Source organism: Luteimonas arsenica (assembly GCF_004352825.1).
Lineage (GTDB): Bacteria > Pseudomonadota > Gammaproteobacteria > Xanthomonadales > Xanthomonadaceae > Luteimonas > Luteimonas arsenica.
In genome coordinates this window covers 1147467-1167127 of the sequence record NZ_SJRW01000002.1, presented here as the reverse complement: position 1 = coordinate 1167127, position 19661 = coordinate 1147467, and the positions used below count along the sequence as shown (strand labels likewise).

The 19661-nt window shown below is 71.4% G+C and carries 17 protein-coding genes; 10 read left to right on the top strand and 7 right to left on the bottom strand.

Annotated features, from left to right (window positions below; genetic code table 11):
* Nucleotides 1–112 precede the first annotated feature (112 nt).
* Nucleotides 113–2242: a M13 family metallopeptidase gene (locus E2170_RS12985; protein ID WP_243708167.1), complete on the bottom strand. Its 2130-nt coding sequence runs from the start codon at nucleotides 2240–2242 to the stop codon at nucleotides 113–115.
* Between the two features lie 114 nt (nucleotides 2243–2356).
* Between E2170_RS12985 and E2170_RS12980 the strand changes: the two genes are divergently transcribed.
* The 4 genes from E2170_RS12980 to E2170_RS12965 all read left to right on the top strand — a co-directional run bounded on the left by E2170_RS12980 (nucleotide 2357) and on the right by E2170_RS12965 (nucleotide 6782).
* Nucleotides 2357–3163, top strand: a complete 807-nt coding sequence (locus tag E2170_RS12980) for an N-formylglutamate amidohydrolase (RefSeq protein ID WP_133001026.1) — start codon at nucleotides 2357–2359, stop codon at nucleotides 3161–3163.
* Complete coding sequence (locus E2170_RS12975; RefSeq protein ID WP_133001025.1) at nucleotides 3150–5042, top strand: peptidase MATCAP family protein; 1893 nt, start codon at nucleotides 3150–3152, stop codon at nucleotides 5040–5042. The genes E2170_RS12980 and E2170_RS12975 overlap by 14 nt, the downstream gene beginning before the upstream one ends.
* On the top strand, nucleotides 5036–6085 hold the full coding sequence (locus tag E2170_RS12970; RefSeq protein WP_133001024.1) for a glutathione synthetase: 1050 nt from the start codon (nucleotides 5036–5038) through the stop codon (nucleotides 6083–6085). The genes E2170_RS12975 and E2170_RS12970 overlap by 7 nt, the downstream gene beginning before the upstream one ends.
* An 85-nt stretch (nucleotides 6086–6170) precedes the next feature.
* Nucleotides 6171–6782, top strand: coding sequence for a mechanosensitive ion channel family protein (locus E2170_RS12965; RefSeq protein WP_133001023.1), 612 nt, complete (start codon nucleotides 6171–6173; stop codon nucleotides 6780–6782).
* Between the two features lie 56 nt (nucleotides 6783–6838).
* On the opposite strand, the gene E2170_RS12960 is transcribed toward E2170_RS12965, so the two are convergent.
* Together E2170_RS12960 and E2170_RS12955 are read right to left on the bottom strand one after the other, a co-directional pair.
* Entirely contained in the window at nucleotides 6839–7831 is a 993-nt protein-coding gene (locus E2170_RS12960) for a calcium/sodium antiporter (RefSeq protein ID WP_133001022.1), read from the bottom strand.
* Nucleotides 7828–10683, bottom strand: coding sequence for a cation-translocating P-type ATPase (locus E2170_RS12955; protein WP_133001021.1), 2856 nt, complete (start codon nucleotides 10681–10683; stop codon nucleotides 7828–7830). Before E2170_RS12955 ends, E2170_RS12960 begins: the two co-directional genes overlap by 4 nt.
* 84 nt (nucleotides 10684–10767) lie before the next feature.
* On the opposite strand from E2170_RS12955, the gene E2170_RS12950 reads away from it, so the two are divergent.
* Nucleotides 10768–11337 carry a peroxiredoxin gene (locus E2170_RS12950; protein ID WP_133001020.1) on the top strand — a complete coding sequence of 190 codons (570 nt, stop codon included), beginning with the start codon at nucleotides 10768–10770 and terminating at the stop codon, nucleotides 11335–11337.
* Nucleotides 11338–11368: 31 nt separating this feature from the next.
* On the opposite strand, the gene E2170_RS12945 is transcribed toward E2170_RS12950, so the two are convergent.
* Both E2170_RS12945 and E2170_RS12940 read right to left on the bottom strand, forming a co-directional pair.
* The gene (locus E2170_RS12945) at nucleotides 11369–11671 is read right to left on the bottom strand and encodes an AzlD domain-containing protein (protein WP_133001019.1); all 303 of its coding nucleotides are present in this window, start codon (nucleotides 11669–11671) and stop codon (nucleotides 11369–11371) included.
* Nucleotides 11671–12333: an AzlC family ABC transporter permease gene (locus E2170_RS12940; RefSeq protein ID WP_207914981.1), complete on the bottom strand. Its 663-nt coding sequence runs from the start codon at nucleotides 12331–12333 to the stop codon at nucleotides 11671–11673. The genes E2170_RS12945 and E2170_RS12940 overlap by 1 nt, the downstream gene beginning before the upstream one ends.
* A gap of 172 nt (nucleotides 12334–12505) precedes the next feature.
* Between E2170_RS12940 and E2170_RS12935 the strand changes: the two genes are divergently transcribed.
* Complete coding sequence (locus E2170_RS12935) at nucleotides 12506–14149, top strand: EAL domain-containing protein (protein ID WP_165942234.1); 1644 nt, start codon at nucleotides 12506–12508, stop codon at nucleotides 14147–14149.
* 248 nt (nucleotides 14150–14397) lie between these two features.
* The gene (locus tag E2170_RS14280; RefSeq protein ID WP_243708166.1) at nucleotides 14398–14706 is read left to right on the top strand and encodes a hypothetical protein; all 309 of its coding nucleotides are present in this window, start codon (nucleotides 14398–14400) and stop codon (nucleotides 14704–14706) included.
* A gap of 48 nt (nucleotides 14707–14754) precedes the next feature.
* Here the strand turns inward: E2170_RS14280 and sstT are convergent, their stop codons facing one another.
* A complete protein-coding gene (sstT, locus tag E2170_RS12925) occupies nucleotides 14755–16041 on the bottom strand; it encodes a serine/threonine transporter SstT (protein ID WP_133001016.1) in 1287 nt (428 codons plus the stop codon).
* A 144-nt stretch (nucleotides 16042–16185) separates the two neighbouring features.
* Here sstT and E2170_RS12920 point away from each other — a divergent pair, with 144 nt between their 5' ends.
* The 3 genes from E2170_RS12920 to E2170_RS14275 all read left to right on the top strand — a co-directional run bounded on the left by E2170_RS12920 (nucleotide 16186) and on the right by E2170_RS14275 (nucleotide 18453).
* A complete protein-coding gene (locus tag E2170_RS12920) occupies nucleotides 16186–16497 on the top strand; it encodes a DUF6522 family protein (protein ID WP_207914980.1) in 312 nt (103 codons plus the stop codon).
* Nucleotides 16498–16552: 55 nt separating this feature from the next.
* Complete coding sequence (locus E2170_RS12915; RefSeq protein WP_133001015.1) at nucleotides 16553–17650, top strand: alpha/beta fold hydrolase; 1098 nt, start codon at nucleotides 16553–16555, stop codon at nucleotides 17648–17650.
* Nucleotides 17651–17730: 80 nt separating this feature from the next.
* Complete coding sequence (locus E2170_RS14275) at nucleotides 17731–18453, top strand: DUF1428 domain-containing protein (protein ID WP_133001014.1); 723 nt, start codon at nucleotides 17731–17733, stop codon at nucleotides 18451–18453.
* Nucleotides 18454–18484: 31 nt separating this feature from the next.
* On the opposite strand, the gene E2170_RS12905 is transcribed toward E2170_RS14275, so the two are convergent.
* Nucleotides 18485–19606 carry an AI-2E family transporter gene (locus E2170_RS12905; protein WP_133001013.1) on the bottom strand — a complete coding sequence of 374 codons (1122 nt, stop codon included), beginning with the start codon at nucleotides 19604–19606 and terminating at the stop codon, nucleotides 18485–18487.
* Between the last annotated feature and the right edge of the window lie 55 nt (nucleotides 19607–19661).

The following is a 19661-nucleotide window of genomic DNA, read 5'->3' as shown; positions in this document are numbered from 1 at the left end:
CACTCCGGGAACGGGTGGATGCCGCCAAGCCTGGGGGACACGCGCGCAGTGCGCCCTGACCGGGGTCAAGCGGTGGAAAAGGAAGGGGGCGGTCGCCCGCCCCCTTCGCCACTCACCAGATGCGGACGCGATCGTCCGGCGCGATCCACAGCGGATCGCCCTCGGTGACCTCGAAGGCCTCGTACCAGGCATCGATGTTGCGCAGCGGCGCGAAGGCGCGGATGTGGCCCGGCGAATGCGTGCCGTTGACCAGCTGCTGGCGCAGGGCATCATCGCGCCACAGCGTGCGCCAGACCTGGGCCCAGCCCATGAAGAAGCGCTGCTCGCCGCTGAAGCCGTCGATCACCGGCGCTTCCTGGCCGCCGAGCGAGCGGCGGTAGGCCTCCAGCGCGATGGTCAGGCCGCCGAGGTCGCCGATGTTCTCGCCCATCGCCACCTTGCCGTTGATGTGCATGCCCGGCAGCTGCGGGAACTCGTAGGCCTCGTACTGGGCGCCGAGCTTCGCGGCCTGGGCCTCGAACTTGGCGGCGTCGTCGGCCGTCCACCAGTCGCGCAGCAGGCCGGCGCCGTCGGACTTGCGGCCCTGGTCGTCGAAGCCGTGGATGATCTCGTGGCCGATCACGCCGCCGATGCCGCCGTAGTTCACCGCCGGGTCCGCGTCGGGATCGAAGAACGGCGGCTGCAGGATCGCGGCCGGGAACACGATCTCGTTCTTCACCGAGGAGTAGTAGGCGTTGACCGTCTGCGGGGTCATGCCCCACTCGCCCTTGTCGACCGGCTGGCCGATGCGCGCGCGGTCGTAGTCCCACTCGAAGGCGGCCGAGCGCAGGGCGTTGCCGAGCACATCGCCGTCGCGGACCTCGAGCGCGGCGTAGTCGCGCCAGGTCTCCGGGTGGCCGATCTTCAGGCCGAAGCCGGCGAGCTTGGCGCGGGCCTCCTTCTTGGTGTCCTCGCCCATCCATTCAAGCTGGTCCAGGCGCGCACCCATGGCCGCCTTCACGTTGGCCACCAGGTCGTCCATCTTGGCCTTGGCGTCCGGCGGGAAGTACAGCGCCACGTAGTCGCGACCGATGGCCTCGCCCATCGCGCCTTCGGCGTGGGAAACGCCGCGCTTCCAGCGCTCGCGCTGCTCGGGCTGGCCGGAGAGGAACTTCGAGCGGAAGTCGAAGTGGGCATCGACGAAGGCCTTCGACAGCAGCGGCGCGGCCTGGTCGGTGACGTGGAAGGCCTGCCAGGCCTTCAGCGTGTCGAGGTCGGCGCCGGCGAAGATCGCGGCCAGCTTCGGCATCGCGCTGTCCTGGCGGACCACGGCGCGCGGCGCCTGGCCGACGCCGGAGGCGGCGAAGTAGCGCTCCCAGGCGAAGCCCGGCGCGGTGGTTGCGAAGTCCGCGCGCTCGACCGGGTTGTAGGTGCGGCTGCGGTCGCGGCTCTCCGCGCGGGTCCAGTGCGCCTCGGCCACGGCCTTCTCGAAGTCGAATACGCGCTGGGCGTTCCCCTTCGGGTCATCCCAGCCGGCCAGCTCCAGCATCTGGCCGATGTAGGCGACGTAGCGCTCGCGCTGCGGCGCGAACTTCTCGTCCAGGTACATCTGGCGGTCGCCCAGGCCCAGGCCGGACTGGCTCATGTAGAGGGTGTAGCGGTCGGGATCGCGCTGATCGTCGGAGACGCCCAGACGGAACAGGGTGGCGCCGGGGCCGCCGGCGGCCTGGCCCATCAGGTCGGCGATCGCGTCCTTGTCGGCGGCGGCGCGGATGGCGTCGAGGTGCGGGGCCAGCGGCTTCGCGCCCTGGGCTTCGATCGAGGCCTCGTCCATGAAGCTGCGGTACAGGGTGGCGACCTTGGCGGCATCGCCGGTGGCGGCGTCGCCCTGCGCGGCATAACCCTCGACCAGCCCGCGCACGCGCGCCTCGGACAGGTCGCGCAGCACCAGGAAGGAGCCGTACATCGACTTGTCCGACGGAATCTCCGTGTTCGCCGCCCAGGTGCCGCTGACGTAGCGGAAGAAGTCCGCGCCCGGCGACACCGTGGTGTCCATGCCGGCGGTATCGATGCCCCAGGTGCCGTAGCGGGTGGCAGCCGCGGCGTCCGCGCCGGCGGCGGCGCCGGCATCGTCGGCGGCGAACAGCAGGCGGGCGTCGCAGGCGATGTCGATGCAGCCGGCGTCGCTGGCGTCATGGGCGGCGGCGGGCGCGGCGAGCGCCAGGGCAAGCGCGGTGGCCGCGGCGAGGAGGCTGGTCTTCAAGGTCGGTATCTCCGTCTGGATGCGTGGATGGGCACCCGCGGGTGCCAACCCCGCAAGCATACCCGGGGGCGGTTTTTCACGCCGATCACGGCGGCCTGCGTACAACGGGGCGCCATGAATGCCCCACCCACCCCCGAATCCCCATGGTGGACGCTGCAGCGCAGCGACGACCGCGTGCTCGCCACCGCCATCCACGACGGCCACGGCCTGCGGCCGGAGATCGCGGCCGCGATCAGGCTCGACGAGGCCGGACGGCTGCGCGAGGAGGATCCGTACACCGGCCAGGCCGCCGCCGCCGCGCCGACCCACGTCATCGCCGGGCGCTCGCGCTTCGAGGTCGACCTCAACCGCGGCGAGGACGAAGCCTTCTACCGCACGCCCGAGCAGGCCTGGGGCCTGGACGTGTGGCGCGAGCCGCCCGCGCAGGCGCTGGTCGACGGTTCGCTCAGGCTGCACCGCGCCTTCTACGCGATGATGGGCCAGCTGCTCGACGACATCCGCGATGCCCACGGCGCCTACGCGCTGATCGACGTCCACAGCTACAACCACCGCCGCGACGGCGCCGACGCCGCACCGATGCCGCAGGACGATGCGCCCGACATCAACATCGGCACCTTCTCGATGCCGCGCGAGCGCTGGGCCTTCCTGCTCGACCCGCTGATGGAGGCGATGCGCGGCTTCGACTTCAATGGCCGCCGCCTGGACGTGCGCGAGAACGTCGCCTTCCAGGGCCGCGGCGCGCTGACCCGCTTCGTGCACGAGCGGCATCCCGAGCACGGCTGCGCGATCGCGCTGGAGTTCAAGAAGTTCTTCATGGACGAATGGAACGGCCAGCCCGATCCCGGCGAACTGGCGGCGATGCGCGGCTTCATCGCCCACGTCGCCGACACCGCACGCGGACTGCTCGATGCCCATGGCTGAGCAGGGACGGACAACGAAGCGCGCGAAGGACGTGGCGGACGCCGGCGCGGGCCACGGGCCTTTCCATCAGGCACTGCCCGACAGCGGCCGCGTCTACATCGACCGTCCGCTCCCCTTCCTCGTCATCCACCGCAGCGACGGCACCCCGCACAGCCTGGCCCAGCGCATCGCCGCGATCAGCCCGGCCAGCATGACCTGGTCGGCGGGCAAGGACGCCGACGGCGCGGCGCTGGAGTGCATCGACGCGATCGCCGCTCGCCAGTCCGCCGACGGCCCGCCGCTGCTGCTGGCGGGGCTGCACGACATCCAGGAGGACGACAGCCTCGGCGAGGACAGCGCGCGCCTGGAGGATTTCCGCTTCCTGATCGGCGCCAGCGACGACGCCCCGACCCAGGCCGCGGCCCGGGAACTGGCCTCGACCCTGTCTTCGCTGTGCGTCGACCTGCGCGAACCACGCATCGAGACGCTTCCCGCACCTTCCGCCGCCGCCCTCCCCGACCTGCGCCCGGGCGATGACCCGGACAGCCCGCGTCTGAGCCTGGGGCTGCCACGCATCCATCTGGTGCCGGGCGAGGACGGGCGCATCTATCCGCAGGTGTTCCACGAACTCGAGTCGACGGTGTTCGACGCCCTGCTCCGCGCCTTCGCCGCCTACCTGGCCGCGGCCACCGGCAGGAAGGCACCCCAGCACCGTTCGCTCGGCCGCAGCAGCTACATCGAGGCGGCGGTGGTCGCCGACCGCGAGCTGGCGCGCATCAGCCGCTCCTTCGACTTCCTGCTGGGCGTGTCGCCGATCAACACCGTCGAGCAGTTCGAGCGCTGCCGCGGCAGCGACCTGCCCGAGCCGGAATTCCACTACCGCCCGCTGACCGTCGATCCGGGCATGGCCAAGCGCGCGCTGTACGCCATCGACCTGCGCGCGGTCGAGGATCCGGTGCTCGAGACCCTGTTCCGCGAGAAGCAGCAGGAGCTGGATCTGCAGCTGACGATGCTGCAGTGCCGGAACACGCCGCCATTCCGCCATGCCTCGGTGATGCTGTACGGCGGCGTCGAGGCCGGCCTGCTCGCGGATGCGAAGGCGATCCTGGGGCGGGTGGACGACGCGCCGGCGCCCGGCGACTGCAGGATCGATGCCGGCGACGTGCGCGAGGCCGCGCAGTCGATGCTCGCCCGCTACCGGCGCAAGGTGCCGGAATTCAAGGCCGAGGTCTGTCTGCGCGAGGATCTTGCGCCCGGGCTGATGGTCAGCGGCAACAGCGTGCTGGTCTCGACCGCCACCCGCATGCGCCGCTCGCGCCTGGACGCCCTGCTCCAGCACGAGATCGGCGTGCACGTGCTCACCTGCATCAATGGCGATCACCAGGGCCTGGGCATCTTCGGCGCGGGCCTGGCCGGCTACGAGGGCATCCAGGAAGGCCTGGGGGTGTTCGCCGAATACCTGTCCGGCGGCCTGACCGCCTCGCGGCTGCGCCTGCTGGCCGCGCGCGTGCTGGTGGTCGACGCCATGCTCGCCGGCGCCGGCTTCGGCGAATGCCACCGGATGCTGGTGCGCGAACACGGCTTCGGCGCGCGCACCGCGTTCAACATCATCGCCCGCATCTTCCGCTCCGGCGGCCTGGCCAAGGATGCGATCTACCTGCGCGGCCTGCGCCAGGTCTTCGCCTTCGTGGCCGGCGGACGCGACCTGGCGCCGTTCTGGCTGGGCAAGATCGCCGAGGCGCACGTGCCCATGGTCGACGAACTGCATGCGCGCGGCATCCTGCGCGCGCCGCTCGCCACCCCCGAGTTCCTCACGCGCCCCGGCGCACGGGAGCGCATCGCGCGCATCCGTGCCGGAGGCGATTTCCTCGACCACCTCCAGGATCACCCGCCATGCTGATCGCCTTCTTCGTCAACGACCTCGAGACCGAGTACCCGGGCTACACCACCACCGTGCTCGCGCACGAGGCCTCGCGTCGGGGCCATGACGTCGCCTACGTCACCCCGGGCGACTTCGTGCTCGGCAGCGACGACGACCTGCGGGTGCACGCCCGCATCCTGCCCGCGGTCAAGGGCAGCAAGCGCGGGCGCCCGAAGTTCTTCAAGGATCTGCAGGCGGTCGAGCGCAGCAAGCTGATCGAGGTGTCCGACATCGACGTGCTGATGCTGCGCAACGACCCCTCCAACGATGCCGGCGAGCGCCCCTGGGCCGAGCACGTGGGCATGCTGTTCGGCCGCCTGGCCGCGGCGCGCGGCTGCCTGGTGCTCAACGATCCGGCGGCGCTGTCTGAGGCGATCAACAAGCTCTACTTCCAGTCCTTCCCGCGCGAGGTCCGCGCCGAAACCTTGATCAGCCGCTCCACCGCCGACATCCGCGCCTTCGCCAAGGCCCACGGCGGCAAGGTGGTGCTCAAGCCGCTGCAGGGCTCCGGCGGCCAGGGCGTGTTCCTGCTCGACGGCAAGAGCGGCAAGAACCTCAACCAGATGGTCGAGGCCATCGGCCGCGACGGCTACATCATCGCCCAGGCCTTCGTGCCGGGCGCGGAGAAGGGCGACATCCGCCTGTTCCTGATGAACGGCAAGCCGCTCCAGGTCGGGGGCAAGTACGCCGCGATGCGCCGGGTCGGCGCCGAGGGCGACATCCGCAGCAACATCCACGCCGGCGGCAAGGCGCGTGCGGTGCGGATCACCGACCGCGAACTGCGCGTGGCCGAAATGATCCGGCCCAAGCTGGTGCGCGACGGCATGTTCCTGGTCGGCATCGACATCATCGGCGACACGATCCTGGAGGTGAACGTGTTCTCGCCGGGCAACCTGGCCACGTGCAGCAAGATGGCCGGCGTCAATTTCGCCGCCCACATCCTGGCCTCGATCGAACAGAAGCTGGAGATCCGCCGCCAGTACCCGGGCCAGTTCGACAACCGTTCGCTGGCGGTGATGTAGCGCGCAGGATGGCGCCGGCATCCCGCGCCGCGCGGCGATCTGGGACAATCGCGCCACGCCGGCGGGGTGCCGGGCGGGAGTCGCGATGAGGGAACAGCTTCCGGTCTGGGTGCAGGAATGGCTGGGCGTGATCGTGCCGCTGGGCCAGGTGGCGCTGATCATCCTGGTGGCCTGGCTGCTGCGCCTGCTCGCGCGCCGCCTGGGCGACCGACTCTGGAAGCGCTACGACGCGCCGCCGGAACTGGTGATCGGCTCCCGGCGCGTGGTCACCTTCCTGATCTCCGCCGCCGCCTTCCTGCTGATCCTGCAGCGGCTGGGCGTGTCGGGCACGGTGCTGTGGACGGCCTTCACCGGCTTCGCGGCGGTGGCGGCAGTGGCCTTCTTCGCCGCCTGGAGCGTGCTGTCGAACATCTTCTGCACCATGCTGATCCTGGCCACTCGTCCGTTCCGGCTCCACGACCACGTCGAGATCCTGGAAAGCGGCGACAAGCCCGGGCTCGGCGGCCGGGTCACCGACATCAACCTCGTCTACACCACCCTGCAGGAAGTCGACGACGCCGGCGAGGCGCGGGGCAGCGTGCTGCGCGTGCCCAACAGCCTGTTCTTCCAGCGCAGCGTGCGCCGCTGGCGCAGCGCCGAGGACCGCCGCCGCGCGCTGAAGGCCGGGAAACGCCGCGAATCCAGCCTCGACGTCTGAGGCGCGTCGCAAAGGAAGATGTCCGAAGGGCGGATGGGGGCAAGCCTTGCGGCAGCCTACGTCCGCACCACCAGCAGATACCCCATGTAAGCCAGATAGGCGGCCAGCAAGGCGATCCCCTCCAGCCGCCCCACCCGTCGCCCGGTCACGAAGACCGGCACGCAGGCGATCGCCGCCAGCACCATCACCGGGATGTCGATCCGCACCAGCTGCGGGTCGATCCCCAGGCCCGTCGGCACCGAGGCCACGGTGATGCCGAGGATCACGAAGATGTTGAGCACGCAGCTGCCCAGCAGGTTGCCGATGGCGATGTCGCGCTCCTGGCGCAGCGTGGACACGACCGTCGTTGCCAGCTCCGGCGACGAGGTGCCGAGCGCGACGATGGTCAGGCCGATCACCGCCTCCGGAACGCCCAGCGAACGCGCGATGCCCGATGCGCCCTCGACCATCCATTCCGCGCCGACCACCACGATGGCGATGCCGGCCAGCAGCCACATCAGGTCGCTGAGCGCGGCGAAGCGGCCGCGCGGCTCCGGCAGCGCGCCGGCCAGCGCCTGTTCCCCGTACTCGGCCTCGAACTCCGCCTTCACCGCACGGCTCTCGTTGCGCGAGGTGCGCACCAGCACCGCGATGTAGGCCACGCCCATCGCCACCAGCACGATGCCCTCCCAGCGTTCCAGCCGCAGGTCCCAGGCCATCGCCAGCAGCACCAGGGCGGCACCGACCATCATCGGCAGGTCGAAGCGCAGGCTCTGCATCTGGATCGCCAGCGGCAGCAGCGCCGCGCTCAGGCCCAGCGTCAGCAGCATGTTCATGATGTTGGCGCCGACGATGTTGCCCAGCGCCAGCGAGGCGTGGCCATCGCCGACCGACCACAGGCCCACCGCCAGCTCCGGCATGCTGGTGCCCAGCGCGACCACGGTCAGGCCGATCAGCACCGGGCGGATGCCCAGCCGCGCCGCCAGGCGGGTGCCGCCGCGCGTCAGCAGCTCGGCGCCGGCGATCAGCGCAACCAGGCCGACCAGCAGCCAGAAGACGTTCGCGCTCATCCGTCGCCGCCCCCGGCGGCCGCCACCCGCGCGGCACCCGCGTCCCCCTCACGGACCACGAGGCGCAGCACCAGCTTGCGCAGCTCGTCGTACCAGAGCACCGAACTCGCCAGCGCGATGCACGCCAGCCACTGCCCCGCATCCAGCGGCACCGTGCCGAAGGCCGCGTTGAGCACGCCCAGGTTGACCACCGCCAGCTGCAGCAGCGCGGACAGCGCGATCGCACCCCACAGCCAGGCGTTGGAGAACAGGCCCCGGAACGCACTGACCGTATCCGAACGCGCGTTGAAGCAATTGAACAGCTGGGCGAACACGAGCGTGGTGAAAGCCGCGGTGCGCGCGTTGTCCAGGCTGCGACCGCCTTCGACCAGGCCACCGGGCAGGTAGATGTCCAGGGTCAGCAGGGTCGCCGCGGCCATCACCAGGCCGATCTGCAGCACGCCCGCCCACATGCGCCCGTCGATCACCCGGTCGTCCAGGAGCCGCGGCCGCCGCGACATCACGTCGTCGGCCGTCGGGTCCAGGCCCATGGCCAGCGCCGGCCCGGAGTCGGTGACCAGGTTGATCCAGAGGATCTGGGTCGCCAGCAGCGGCAGCACCAGGGCACCGTCCGCGCCGGACAGGCCGATCACGCCGGCCAGCACCACGCCGAAGAACACGGTGAACACCTCGCCCATGTTCGACGACAGCAGGTAGCGCAGGAACTTGCGGATGTTGTCGAAGATGCCGCGGCCCTCGCGCACCGCCTCCACGATGGTCGCGAAGTTGTCGTCGGCGAGGATCATGTCCGCCGCCTCCTTGCTGACCTCGGTGCCGGTGATGCCCATGGCCACGCCGATGTCGGCCGACTTCAGCGCCGGCGCGTCGTTGACGCCGTCGCCGGTCATCGCCACCACGTTGCCCTGGGCCTGCAGGGCGTCGACGATGCGCAGCTTGTGCTCGGGCGCCACCCGCGCGAACACCGCGGTGCGCCGCACGGCTTCGTCGAAGGCGGTGTCATCCAGTCCGTCGAGGTCGCGGCCCGAAAGCGCGCCGCCGCTCCCGGCACCGGCGATGCCGAGGTCGGCGGCGATCCGCGCCGCGGTGTCGGGATGGTCGCCGGTGATCATCACCACGCGGATGCCGGCGCGCTGCGCCTCGGCGATCGCGACCGCGGCCTCCTCGCGCGGCGGGTCGATGATGCCGACGGTGCCGACATAGGCCAGGCCCTGTTCGAGCCCTTCGTCGTCGGCGTCGTCCTCGCCCTCGCCGTCCGCCAGCGGCCGGTAGGCCACGCCCAGCGTGCGCAGCGCGTCGCGGGCCATGGCCGCGACGTCGCCCAGGATGCGCTCGCGCCAGTCCTCGTCCAGCGGCAGCGTCTCCATGCCCACGCGGACGTGGCTGCAACGGCCCAGCAGCACGTCGGGCGCACCCTTGGCGATCAGCACGCGCTCGTCGCCGTGTTCATGGTCGACCTGGATGGTCGACATCATCTTGCGTTCGGAGGTGAACGGGATCTCGCGCACGAAGCCGAAGCGGTGGCCGCGGCGCTCGTGCGCGCCGAGCTTGCGCTCCGCGACCAGGAAGGCGGCCTCAGTGGGGTCGCCCTGGATCTCCCATTCGCCGTCGTCGCCACGGCGCAGCTGGGCGTTGCCGGCCAGGCTGCCGCCGCTGAGCACCACGATGCCCTCGGCCCGCTGCTCCGGCGGCAAGGCCTCACCGTCGCCGGCCAGCACCTCGCCCTCGGGCGCATAGCCGACTCCGGTCACCCGGCTGGTGCCCGAACCGGTGGCCACGCGCTGGATGGTCATCTCCGAACGGGTGAGCGTGCCGGTCTTGTCCGAGCAGATCACCGAGGCCGAGCCGAGCGTCTCCACCGACGACAGCCGCTTCACGATCGCGCGCTGCTTCGCCATCCGCTGCACGCCCAGCGCCAGCACCACCGACAGGATCGCCGGCAGGCCCTCGGGCACGGCGGCCACCGCCAGCGAGACGCCGAGCAGGAGCACGGTCACCACGTCCTGGATGCCGTCGATGTCGGCGACGACGAACAGCGTCGCCATCACCACCACCGCGACCGCCACCACCGCGATGCCGAGCATCCGCCCCAGGCGCCCGACCTCGCGTTGCAGCGGCGTCTGCTCTTTGTCCGTGGCCTCGAGCATGCCGGCGATGGCGCCCATCTCGGTATCCATGCCGGTGGCGGTGACCAGGGCGCGCGCGCTGCCCTGCCCGACCGCGGTGCCCTTGAACACCATGCCGCGGCGTTCGGCCAGCAGGGTGTCGGCCGGCAGGGCCGCCACGTCCTTGGTCACCGGGGCGCTCTCGCCGGTGAGCGACGCCTCCTGCACCCGGAGCGCGGCGGCCGTCGCCAGCCGCGCGTCCGCGCCCACGGCGTCGCCCTCGGCCAGCAGCAGCACGTCGCCGGGCACCAGTTCGCGGCTGGGGATGCGCTGCGCATGGCCGTCGCGCAGCACCGATGAGGTCACCTCGGTCATCTTCGCCAGCTCGGCGACGGCGTTCGAGGCCTTGGCCTCCTGCACGAAGCCCAGCACCGCGTTGAGCAGCACAATCACCGCGATCACCAGCGCGTCCACCGGCCAGCCGTGCGCGCCCTCGACCGCCCATGCGACCAACGAGATCGCGATCGCGGCGATCAGCAGGTAGATCAGCGGATCGCGGAACTGGGCCAGGAAGCGGCGCCAGGAAGGAACCGGCGGTGTGCCGGCCAGCTCGTTGGGGCCCTGTGCGGCGAGGCGCCGGGCGGCTTCGGCCGTGCCCAGCCCGGATTCGAGGTCGCTGCCCAGGCGGGCGGCGAGGTCGCCGGGGGATTCGGCCCAGGGTGAAGCAACGGGGGGGATGCGCGTGTCCATCTCCGAACCTTAATCGCTGGGGGCCCGGGACACACCACCCCAACAGCACGAGCGCTAGACTCCCGTGGATCCAGGAGCCCGCCCATGACTTCCATCAAGCAGACCCTCGTCCTCGCCGCCCTCGCCCTCGCCTCGGCCTGCTCCTTCCAGGCCCACGCCACGCTGCAGCCCGGCGACGCCGCGCCGGACTTCAGCGCGCCCGCCTGGCTGGCCGGCGAAGCCTTCGAATACTCGCTCGCCGACGCCCTGCGAGACGGTCCGGTCGTCCTCTACTTCTTTCCGGCCGCCAATACCCCCGGCTGCAACATCGAGGCCTCGCTGTTCTCGCAGGCGATCGACGACTTCAAGGCCCGCGGCGTGTCGGTGATCGGCGTGACCGCCGGCAACACCGACCAGCTGCGCGAATTCTCCGCCGACAAGGCGACCTGCGCCGGCAAGTTCCCGGTCGCCGCCGACGCGGGCGCGAAAATCTCCGCCGACTACGCCGCGGTGCTCGAGCGCAAGCCGGAGATGTCCAGCCGCACCTCCTACCTGGTCGGCCAGGATGGCCGCGTGCTGGCGGTGCATTCGGACATGAACCCCGCGCAGCACGTGAAGCGCATGCTGGAGAGCATCCCCGGAGGCGACAGCGACAAACCGGCCGCCGGCGGCTGAGCCCAGCCGCGGGCGCGGCCCGCGCCCTGCCTCAGAGCAGCCGCACCAGCGCCGCCGCCGCGGCGCCGATGATCACCACCAGCAGGAAAGGCAGGCGCAGCGCCAGCGCCGCCGCGGCCGCCAGCAGCGAGGCCACGCGCGCATCGAAGGCCAGCGACTGGCCGTGGGCGAAGGTGTTGACCGCGGTCAGCGAAGCCAGCAGGCCGACGGTCAGCGCCATCGCCGCAGTCCGCGCGCGCGGCGCATCCAGCCAGCGCGGCGGCACCAGGAAACCCGCGAACTTGGTCGCGAACGCGGCCGCGCAGGCGAGCAGGATCCAGCCCCACTGCGACATCAGCCCGGCGCCTCCGCGCGCGAGAACCAGCCCCAGGCGGCGGCCACCACCGCCGCCACCAGGATCGGCACGCCCGGCGGCACAAAGGGCACGGCGACCACGGTGGCGAGCGCGCAGACCACGGCGATCGCCACCGGCTCGCGCGCCGCAAGCCGCGGCCACAGCAGGCCCAGGAACGCCGCCACCGCGGCGCCGTCCAGGCCCCAGCGGCGCGGGTCACCCAGGGCATCGCCCAGCAGCGCGCCGGCAAGCGTGCTCAGGTTCCAGAGCAGGTAGATGCCCAGCCCCGCGGCCCAGAACCCCCGGCGCTGCTCGTCGGGATCGCGCTGTCCGAGCATGGTCGCGGTCGACTCGTCGATGCACACCTGCGCCGCCAGCAGCCGCCGCCAGCCCCGCGGCCTGAGCGTGCGGTTGACCTGCATGCCGTAGACCGCGTTGCGCACGCCCAACAGGGTCGCCGCACCAAAGGCGGCGGCGCCCCCACCGCCGCCCGCGACCACGCCGATGTAGGCGAACTGCGAGCCGCCGGTGAACATCAGCGCGCTCAGCGCGACGACCTGCAGCACGCCCAGCCCCGCAGCCGCACCGAGTGCGCCAAAGGAGATGCCGTAAAGGCCGGTAGCCACCGCCACGGACAGGCCGATGCGGATCGCAGGGGTCATCGTGTTTCGCATGCAGGGATGGTAAGCCGCACCGGCAACGCCCCAACGGTGGCCAACCGTGCTAATACTCCCGACGGCCCCATCGGAAGCGGAACGGATGGAAGCGGACGGCAAGGGCAATACACGGATGCGCATGGCCCGGGGAGGGCTGGCGACGTGGGCATTGGCCGCAATGGCACTGGCATTCGCGTCGCCCGCGACGGCGTCGGGGGACGACGACGCGCGCGGCTCGCTGCGCTTCGGCGGTGACGCCGGCTACCCGCCCTATCACTTCCTCGATTCCCGCGGCCACGCCGACGGATTCGACGTCGAGCTCGCGCGTGCGGTCGCCGACGACCTTGGCCTGGAGCCGGTGTTCGAACTCGGCGACTGGAGCGCAGCGCTGGAACGCCTGGCCCGCGACGAGGTCGACATCGTGCCCATGTTCTGGTCGGCCGAACGCGAACGCCGCTTCCCGATGTCCGATCCGATCCTGCTCCGCCACCACGCCCTGTTCGGCCATTTCGAAACCCCCACCCTGGAATCGCTCGAAGGCCTGGCGAATGCGCGTGTGGCGGTGCAGCGTTCGGGGCTGGCCTGGGAGGCGATGCACGAGCTCGACCGCGCCGGCGTGACCCTGGTCGAACTCGACAACGAAGGCGAGACCCTGGCCGCAGTCGCCCGCGGCGACGCGGACTACGCGCTGGCTCCCACCGGCATCGGCTACCACGCGATCCAGCGCGACGACCTGCACGGCCTGGTCGCGCTCAGCCCGCCGCTGCTGGAGCGCAAGTATGTGTTCGCGGTCGCGCCCGAGCGGCCGGAACTGGTGCCTGAGATCAATGGCGCGCTGGAACGCCTGCGCCGCGACGGCGTGCAGAACCGGCTCTACGTCGAATGGATCGGCAGTCCCATGGCCCCGGGCACGGGCGACCCCGCCGGCACCGCGCACCCGAGCCGCCTGGCGGCGGTGGCCGCGGCCGGGTTCCTGCTGCTGGCCGCCCTCGCCCTGTTGGCCTGGCGGCACCGCCGGGCCAGGCACGCGGCAGCACCCTCCGCGCCCGCGGGCGCCACGCCGGCCGACGCGCCGCTCCTGGCCGAACTGCGCGAAGCGATCGCCCGCCATGAACTCGGCTTCGCCCTGCAACCGAAGGTCGACCTGCGCAGCGGCCGCTGGCTGGGCGCCGAGATGCTGGTGCGCTGGGAACACCCGAGGCTCGGCGCACTGGAACCCGACGACTTCGTGCCCCTCGCCGAACAGGCGAACGCGATCGGGGAAATGACCCTCTACCTGGTCCGCCAGGGCCTGGAGCAGTGCCGTAACTGGCCCGACACCGGCGATCCGCTGCACGTGTCGATCAACGTCTCCGCCAACGACCTTGCCGACCCGCACCTGGTCGACGCGATCATCGAGGCCAGCCGGGGCAGCGTGCCCGGGCTGATGCTGGAGATCACCGAAACCGAGGTCATGCGCGAACCCGGCCGCGTCGCCGAGGCCCTGCCTCGCCTGCGCGCGCACGGCATCCGCATCTCGGTCGACGACTTCGGCGCCGGCCATTCCTCGCTGGTGAACCTGCGCCGGCTGGCTCCGGACGAGCTCAAGATCGACCGTTCCTTCGTCCGCGCGCTGCCGGATTCGCACTCCGATGGCGCGATCGTGCGCGCCAGCATCCGGCTCGGGCACGAACTGGGCGCCAGTGTCGCCGCGGAAGGCGTGGAGGACGAGGCCATACGCCGCTGGCTCGTCGAAGCCGGCTGCGATGCCGGACAGGGCTTCGGCATCGCCCGGCCGATGCCGGCCGCGGAGTTCGTCGAGCTGCTGCGCCGCCAGGGCTGAACACGGGCTGGCTCCGCATGCCATGACCGGAAGGTTCCGTCAAGAACCCGCAAACACTTTGTTAATGCCCGATTTGTAGAATAGACGGCAAGGACGCGCCTACCGCGTCCTGGTCTGGCAGTACCCCCCCGGGCGCCGTCGCGCGCCGCATCCGCCCTCGGGGACCCCGCATCCCCACTGCCCATGGCCGCCCTCCGCAGGCCCGCCGGCGCTCGCGCCCGGCCGGACCCATAACGACAGGAGTCGAGATGTCCCGCAGCAGCACCCAGAAGAAGACCGCCACCCCCTCTCCCGCCCCGGCGCGCGCCGCATCCGCGCCGCTCCGCCGCAGCAGCAGCGGCAGCTCGGGCAACTCGGCCGCGCACCTGACCAGCCAGCGCATCGCGACCGACCTCGCTGCGTTCAAGAAGTCCGGCGGCCGCATCGAAGTGCTGGGCAACACCCCCCTGCGGCCGTACGCCGCGCGCAGCACCACCCGCAAGGCGAGCGTGACCGAAGCCGCTCCCGCGACGAAGGCCGCGAAGGTCGCGAAGGTCGCGAAGGCCGCGAAGAAGTAAGTCCCGGCACGCTGGCGGCGCGCGACCAGCGCGCGCCGCCCGACGTGCTCAGCCCCCTGCGCGGGGCTCCGCGGCCACGCCGCCGCCGACAGCGGCGGACAGGGTCGACGGCTCATCGACCACCGCATCGCGGCCCGAGGCCTGGCCGCAGGCCGCGGCGATGAACACCACGTCGGTGGACGAGTTCAGCGCCGTCTCCGCCGAGTCCTGCACCACGCCCACGATGAAGCCGATCGCCACCACCTGCATGGCGATGTCGTCGCCGATGCCGAACAGCCCGCAGGCCAGCGGGATCAGCAGCAGCGAGCCACCGGGCACGCCCGAGGCGCCGCAGGCGCCGATCGCCGCGACCACGCTCAGCAGCAGTGCCGTCGGCAGGTCGACCGGGATGCCCAGGGTGTGCACCGCCGCCAGCGACAGCACCGAGATGGTGATCGCCGCACCCGCCATGTTCACCGTCGCGCCCAGCGGCACCGCCACCGAGCAGGTCTCCTGGTGCAGGCCCAGCCGGCGGCACAGCTCCATGTTGACCGGGATGTTGGCCGCCGACGAACGGGTGAAGAACGCGGTGATGCCGCTCTCGCGCAGGCAGCGCAGCACCAGCGGCCAGGGATTGCGCCGGGTCACCGCGAACACGATCAGCGGATTGCCGACCAGGGCCACGAACAGCATCGCACCCAACAGCACCGCCAGCAGGTGCGCGTAGTCGAGCAGTGCGGACAGTCCGGTGTCGGCCAGGATCGAAGCGACGATGCCGAACACACCCAGCGGCGCCAGCCGGATCACCAGGCGCACCACGCGCGTGATCGCCTCCGAGAAATCGGACAGCACCCGCCGGGTGGCCTCGCCCGCATGGCGCAGCGCCAGGCCCATCGCGATGCCCCAGGCCAGCAGGCCGATGTAGTTCGCCTCGACCACGGCGTTGAAGGGGTTGTCGAACACCTTCAGCACCAGGGTGCGCAGGACCTCGCCGATGCCGCCGGGTGCGCTCAGGCCCGTGTCGGCCGGCACGGCCAGCGTTAGCGTCGTGGGAAACAGGAAGCTGGCGGTGACGCCCACCAGCGCCGCCATCACGGTGCCGGCCAGGTACAGCGCCAGGATCGGCCGCATCCGCGTGTCCTGCCCCTGGCGGTGGTTGGCCATCGACGCGGCGACAAGCACCAGCACCAGCACCGGCGCCACGGCCTTGAGCGCGGAGATGAAGACCGTGCCCAGCAGGCCGACGGCGGCCCCCGCGCGCGGCGAGACCAGGGCCAGGGCGACGCCGGCAAGCAGGCCGATCACGATCTGGGTGACCAGGCTGGGCCTGCGCAGGAAGGTCGGGAGGAAGGACATGGGCGGCACGGCTCCGGGCGGACTGCAGCCGGTCATCATAGGCCGCGGCCGTCCCGGGACGCACCCGCCTGACCCAGGTCAATGCGCGCACGGGTCCGCCCGGGCGACGCTGCACCGGTCCCCGCGACGCAAGGAGGAAACACCATGGGCGATGCCATTCCCGTCCAGCTCGGCGGCCCACCCGACATCGAGATCGACGGCGCCCTGGTGGCGCAGGGCCTGGGCCTGGACGTGGCGACCTTCCGCGAGCTGATGACGATCCGCAAGGTCGGCGTGCTGTGCGAGCGCGGCACCGGCGAGGACGCGGGCCTGTATCGCGCCAGCTTCTATCACGAGGGCCGGCGCGTCCGGCTGGTTGTGGACGCCTCCGGACAGCCCGTGGAGTACCCCACGCAACCGCACCCGGCGGCTGAACGCCCGGACAACTGTCATCACAACGTAACCATTGCGAGGTAGATGCGCCCTCGCCCGCTGCCTACGCTCCACGGCCGAACACCGCTGCGGTTCCCCCATGCTTCGCGCCACCGTCCTCTTCGCCGCCTGCCTGCTCGCGGCCGGCTTCTCCTCGCTCCCCGGCCTGCCGGCGACTCTCGCAGCGCATCTGGTCGCGCCCGACGGCACCTCGCCGCTGCTGCCGCCGGAGCCGATCGATGCGGCCCTGGCACGGCTGCGCGACCGCGACGGCCGCGTCACCACCCGCGACGGCGTCGAGGTCTACTGGCGCGCGATCGACCCGGCCGCCTACGCGCTGCGCATGTCCTGGCCACGGGGCCTGGGCGTGGCCGACACCTTCCCCGACCTCGACTTCGAGGTGCCCGACGCGCCCGCCGCCGCGCCGCGCGGCACCGTGGTCCTGCTGCATGGCTGGATGATGCACGGCGACTCGATGCTGCCCTGGGCGCTGCGCCTGGGCGAAGCCGGCTATCGCACCATCGCCATCGACCTGCGCAACCACGGCCGCTCCGGGCAGGCGCCCTCGGGCTATGGCACCCGCGAGGCCGGCGACGTCGTGGACGTGGTCGCCGCGCTACGCGCGCGCGGCGAGATCGTCGGCCCGCTGCACGTGCTCGGCGTGTCCTATGGCGCGGCCACCGCGATCTTCGCCGGTGCCGACCCGGCGCTCGGGGCCGAGAGCGTGGTGGCGATGGAATCCTTCGCCGTAGCCGACACCGCGATCCGCGACATGGTGCCCTACATGCTCACCGACGCACCGGCCCCGCCCTCGGCCTGGCTGACCCGACAGTGGCTGCGCTGGCGGCTGAGCGACTCGGTGCTCGACGCCGCGATCGACCAGGCCGGCGACGCGCTGGACCTGCCGCTGGACGGCGTGGACGTGGTCGCCGCGCTGGCCGAGGTGCGCTGCCCGCTGCTGGTGCACGGCGACGCCGACCGCCACGTGCCGGTGGCGCACGGGCGCGCGCTGGCGGCATCGGCGCCGCACGCGCGCTACATCGAGCTCCCCGGCGAGGACCACCTCAGCCTGCCGATGCAGCTCGACGAACTGGCCCCTGCGGTACTGGACTGGTTCGACCACCCCGGCTGCGCGCGGGACACCGGCATGGCCCGCTCATCCGGCCCGGGGGCGACAACGGCACCGGAAACGACATAGGCGAAACACTTTCCGGTGTACGTTCCGGGTCGGCGACGGGCTCCCGGCGGGGTTCGCGCACACCCCCCCGGAGGTGCCACATGCCCTACTACACCGGCCTGATTGCGGCCGTCCCCACCGCCCGCAAGCAGGACTACATCGACCACGCCGCCGCGAGCTGGCCCGTGTTCCAGGCCCACGGCGCAACGCGCATGGTCGAGACCTGGGGCGTCGACGTCCCCAAGGGCCATACCACCGACTTCCATCGCACGGTCGAGGCCGGCGACGACGAAACCGTGGTGTTCTCCTGGATCGCCTGGCCCGACCGCGCGGCCTGCGACACCGCCTGGCAGGCGATGGAGGAGGACGGTTCGATGGCCACGATCCCGGAGATGCCCTTCGATGGCAGCCGGATGGTCTTCGGCGGCTTCTCGCCGGTGTTCGACCAGGGCGAACCGATGGGCTCGGACTACTACCAGGGCTTCACGCTCGCGGTCCCCGGCTCGAACCGCGCCGCCTATGTCGACATGGCTCGGCAGGCCTGGGACATGTTCGCCACGCGCGGTGCCCTGGGCACGGTCGAGGCCTGGGGCGAGGACGTGCCCCACGGCAAGCGCACGGACTTCTACCGCGCGACGAAGGCCGAGGAGAACGAAGTCCCGGTGTTCAGCTGGATCAGCTGGCCCGACCGCGCCACCTGCGACGCGGCCGCGAAGGCGATGGAAGCCGAGATGGATCCCGCGGACTTCCCGTCCGAAATGCCCTTCGACGGCAAGCGCATGATGTGGGGCGGCTTCGAGACCATCTTCGACTCGGGCAACTGAGCCCGGCGGCGCGCGCGGCGCCGGACCGCGGCTATTCCGCTTGGGTGCCGCTGCCGGCGTCGTCGACGGAGATGCCTTCGGCCTCGACCATGACTTCCGGATCCGCCTCGGCCTGGTCGGCCGCGAACAGGTCCCAGGCGGAAATGAAGAGCGCCGCGATCAGCGGCCCGATCACGAAGCCGTTCAGGCCGAACAGCGCCATGCCGCCGAGCGTCGAGATCAGCACCACGTAGTCGGGCATGCGCGTGTCCTTGCCGACCAGGATCGGGCGCAGGATGTTGTCGACCAGCCCGATCACGAACACGCCGTAGGCGATCAGGACCAGGCCCTGCACCACCGAGCCGGTGGCGAGGAAATAGATCGCCACCGGGCCCCAGACCAGGAAGGTGCCCAGCGCCGGCAGCAGCGACAGGAAGGCCATCACCACCGACCACAGCACCACGCCCTGCACGCCCAGGATCCAGAAGATCAGGCCGCCCAGCGCGCCCTGCACCATCGCAACCACGATGTTGCCCTTCACCGTGGCCCGGATCACGGTGGTGAACTTTCCGATCAGCGCGCGCTTGTGGCCTTCGTCCAGGGGGATCGCGCGGCGGATCCGCGCCGCGAGCATGGCGCCGTCGCGGAACAGGAAGAACAGCAGGTAGAGCATGATGCCGAAGCTCACGAAGAAGTGCAGCGTGCCCTGCCCCACGCTCAGGGCCTGCGTGGCCACGAACTGGCTGACGCTGGCGGCGCCGCTGGCCAGCTTGTCCTGGAGCTCCGCCACCGAGCCCAGGCCGAGCCGGTCGAGCAGGTCGATCGCCCAGCCCGGCAGCACACCCATCACCTGCTGGAAGTAGTGGCTGAAGCCGACGTCGCCGGTGCGTGCGCGCTGGAATATCGCGCTTGCCTCCTGTACCAGAGACACCGCGATCAGCGTCACCGGCAGCACCGCGATCACCAGGCACACGAGCAGCGTGGCCAGCGCCGCCAGGTTCCGGCGCCGCGGCATCCGCGCCAGCAACCGCCGGTACAGCGGCGAGAACAGCAGCGCCAGGATCACCGCCCAGAACACCGCGGCATAGAACGGCCACAACACCCATCCGAAGGCCACGGTGACCGCCAGCAACAGGAACAGGAAGACCTTTCGCTGCAGTTCGATGGTTTGCATGGAGGAAGCCGTCGCCTTCGTCGTTGGAACCCGGAGTTTGACAGGGTTCGGTGCA

What these genes read in the sequence shown, in the direction of transcription:
- E2170_RS12980 (WP_133001026.1), top strand. Translation starts at nt 2,357, where the DNA reads ATGAATGCCCCACCCACCCCCGAATCCCCATGGTGGACGCTGCAGCGC.
- E2170_RS12975 (WP_133001025.1), top strand. Translation starts at nt 3,150, where the DNA reads ATGCCCATGGCTGAGCAGGGACGGACAACGAAGCGCGCGAAGGACGTG.
- E2170_RS12970 (WP_133001024.1), top strand. Translation starts at nt 5,036, where the DNA reads ATGCTGATCGCCTTCTTCGTCAACGACCTCGAGACCGAGTACCCGGGC.
- E2170_RS12965 (WP_133001023.1), top strand. Translation starts at nt 6,171, where the DNA reads ATGAGGGAACAGCTTCCGGTCTGGGTGCAGGAATGGCTGGGCGTGATC.
- E2170_RS12960 (WP_133001022.1), bottom strand. Translation starts at nt 7,831, where the DNA reads ATGAGCGCGAACGTCTTCTGGCTGCTGGTCGGCCTGGTTGCGCTGATC.
- E2170_RS12955 (WP_133001021.1), bottom strand. Translation starts at nt 10,683, where the DNA reads ATGGACACGCGCATCCCCCCCGTTGCTTCACCCTGGGCCGAATCCCCC.
- E2170_RS12950 (WP_133001020.1), top strand. Translation starts at nt 10,768, where the DNA reads ATGACTTCCATCAAGCAGACCCTCGTCCTCGCCGCCCTCGCCCTCGCC.
- E2170_RS12945 (WP_133001019.1), bottom strand. Translation starts at nt 11,671, where the DNA reads ATGTCGCAGTGGGGCTGGATCCTGCTCGCCTGCGCGGCCGCGTTCGCG.
- E2170_RS12940 (WP_207914981.1), bottom strand. Translation starts at nt 12,333, where the DNA reads ATGACCCCTGCGATCCGCATCGGCCTGTCCGTGGCGGTGGCTACCGGC.
- E2170_RS12935 (WP_165942234.1), top strand. Translation starts at nt 12,506, where the DNA reads ATGGCACTGGCATTCGCGTCGCCCGCGACGGCGTCGGGGGACGACGAC.
- E2170_RS14280 (WP_243708166.1), top strand. Translation starts at nt 14,398, where the DNA reads ATGTCCCGCAGCAGCACCCAGAAGAAGACCGCCACCCCCTCTCCCGCC.
- sstT (WP_133001016.1), bottom strand. Translation starts at nt 16,041, where the DNA reads ATGTCCTTCCTCCCGACCTTCCTGCGCAGGCCCAGCCTGGTCACCCAG.
- E2170_RS12920 (WP_207914980.1), top strand. Translation starts at nt 16,186, where the DNA reads ATGGGCGATGCCATTCCCGTCCAGCTCGGCGGCCCACCCGACATCGAG.
- E2170_RS12915 (WP_133001015.1), top strand. Translation starts at nt 16,553, where the DNA reads ATGCTTCGCGCCACCGTCCTCTTCGCCGCCTGCCTGCTCGCGGCCGGC.
- E2170_RS14275 (WP_133001014.1), top strand. Translation starts at nt 17,731, where the DNA reads ATGCCCTACTACACCGGCCTGATTGCGGCCGTCCCCACCGCCCGCAAG.
- E2170_RS12905 (WP_133001013.1), bottom strand. Translation starts at nt 19,606, where the DNA reads ATGCAAACCATCGAACTGCAGCGAAAGGTCTTCCTGTTCCTGTTGCTG.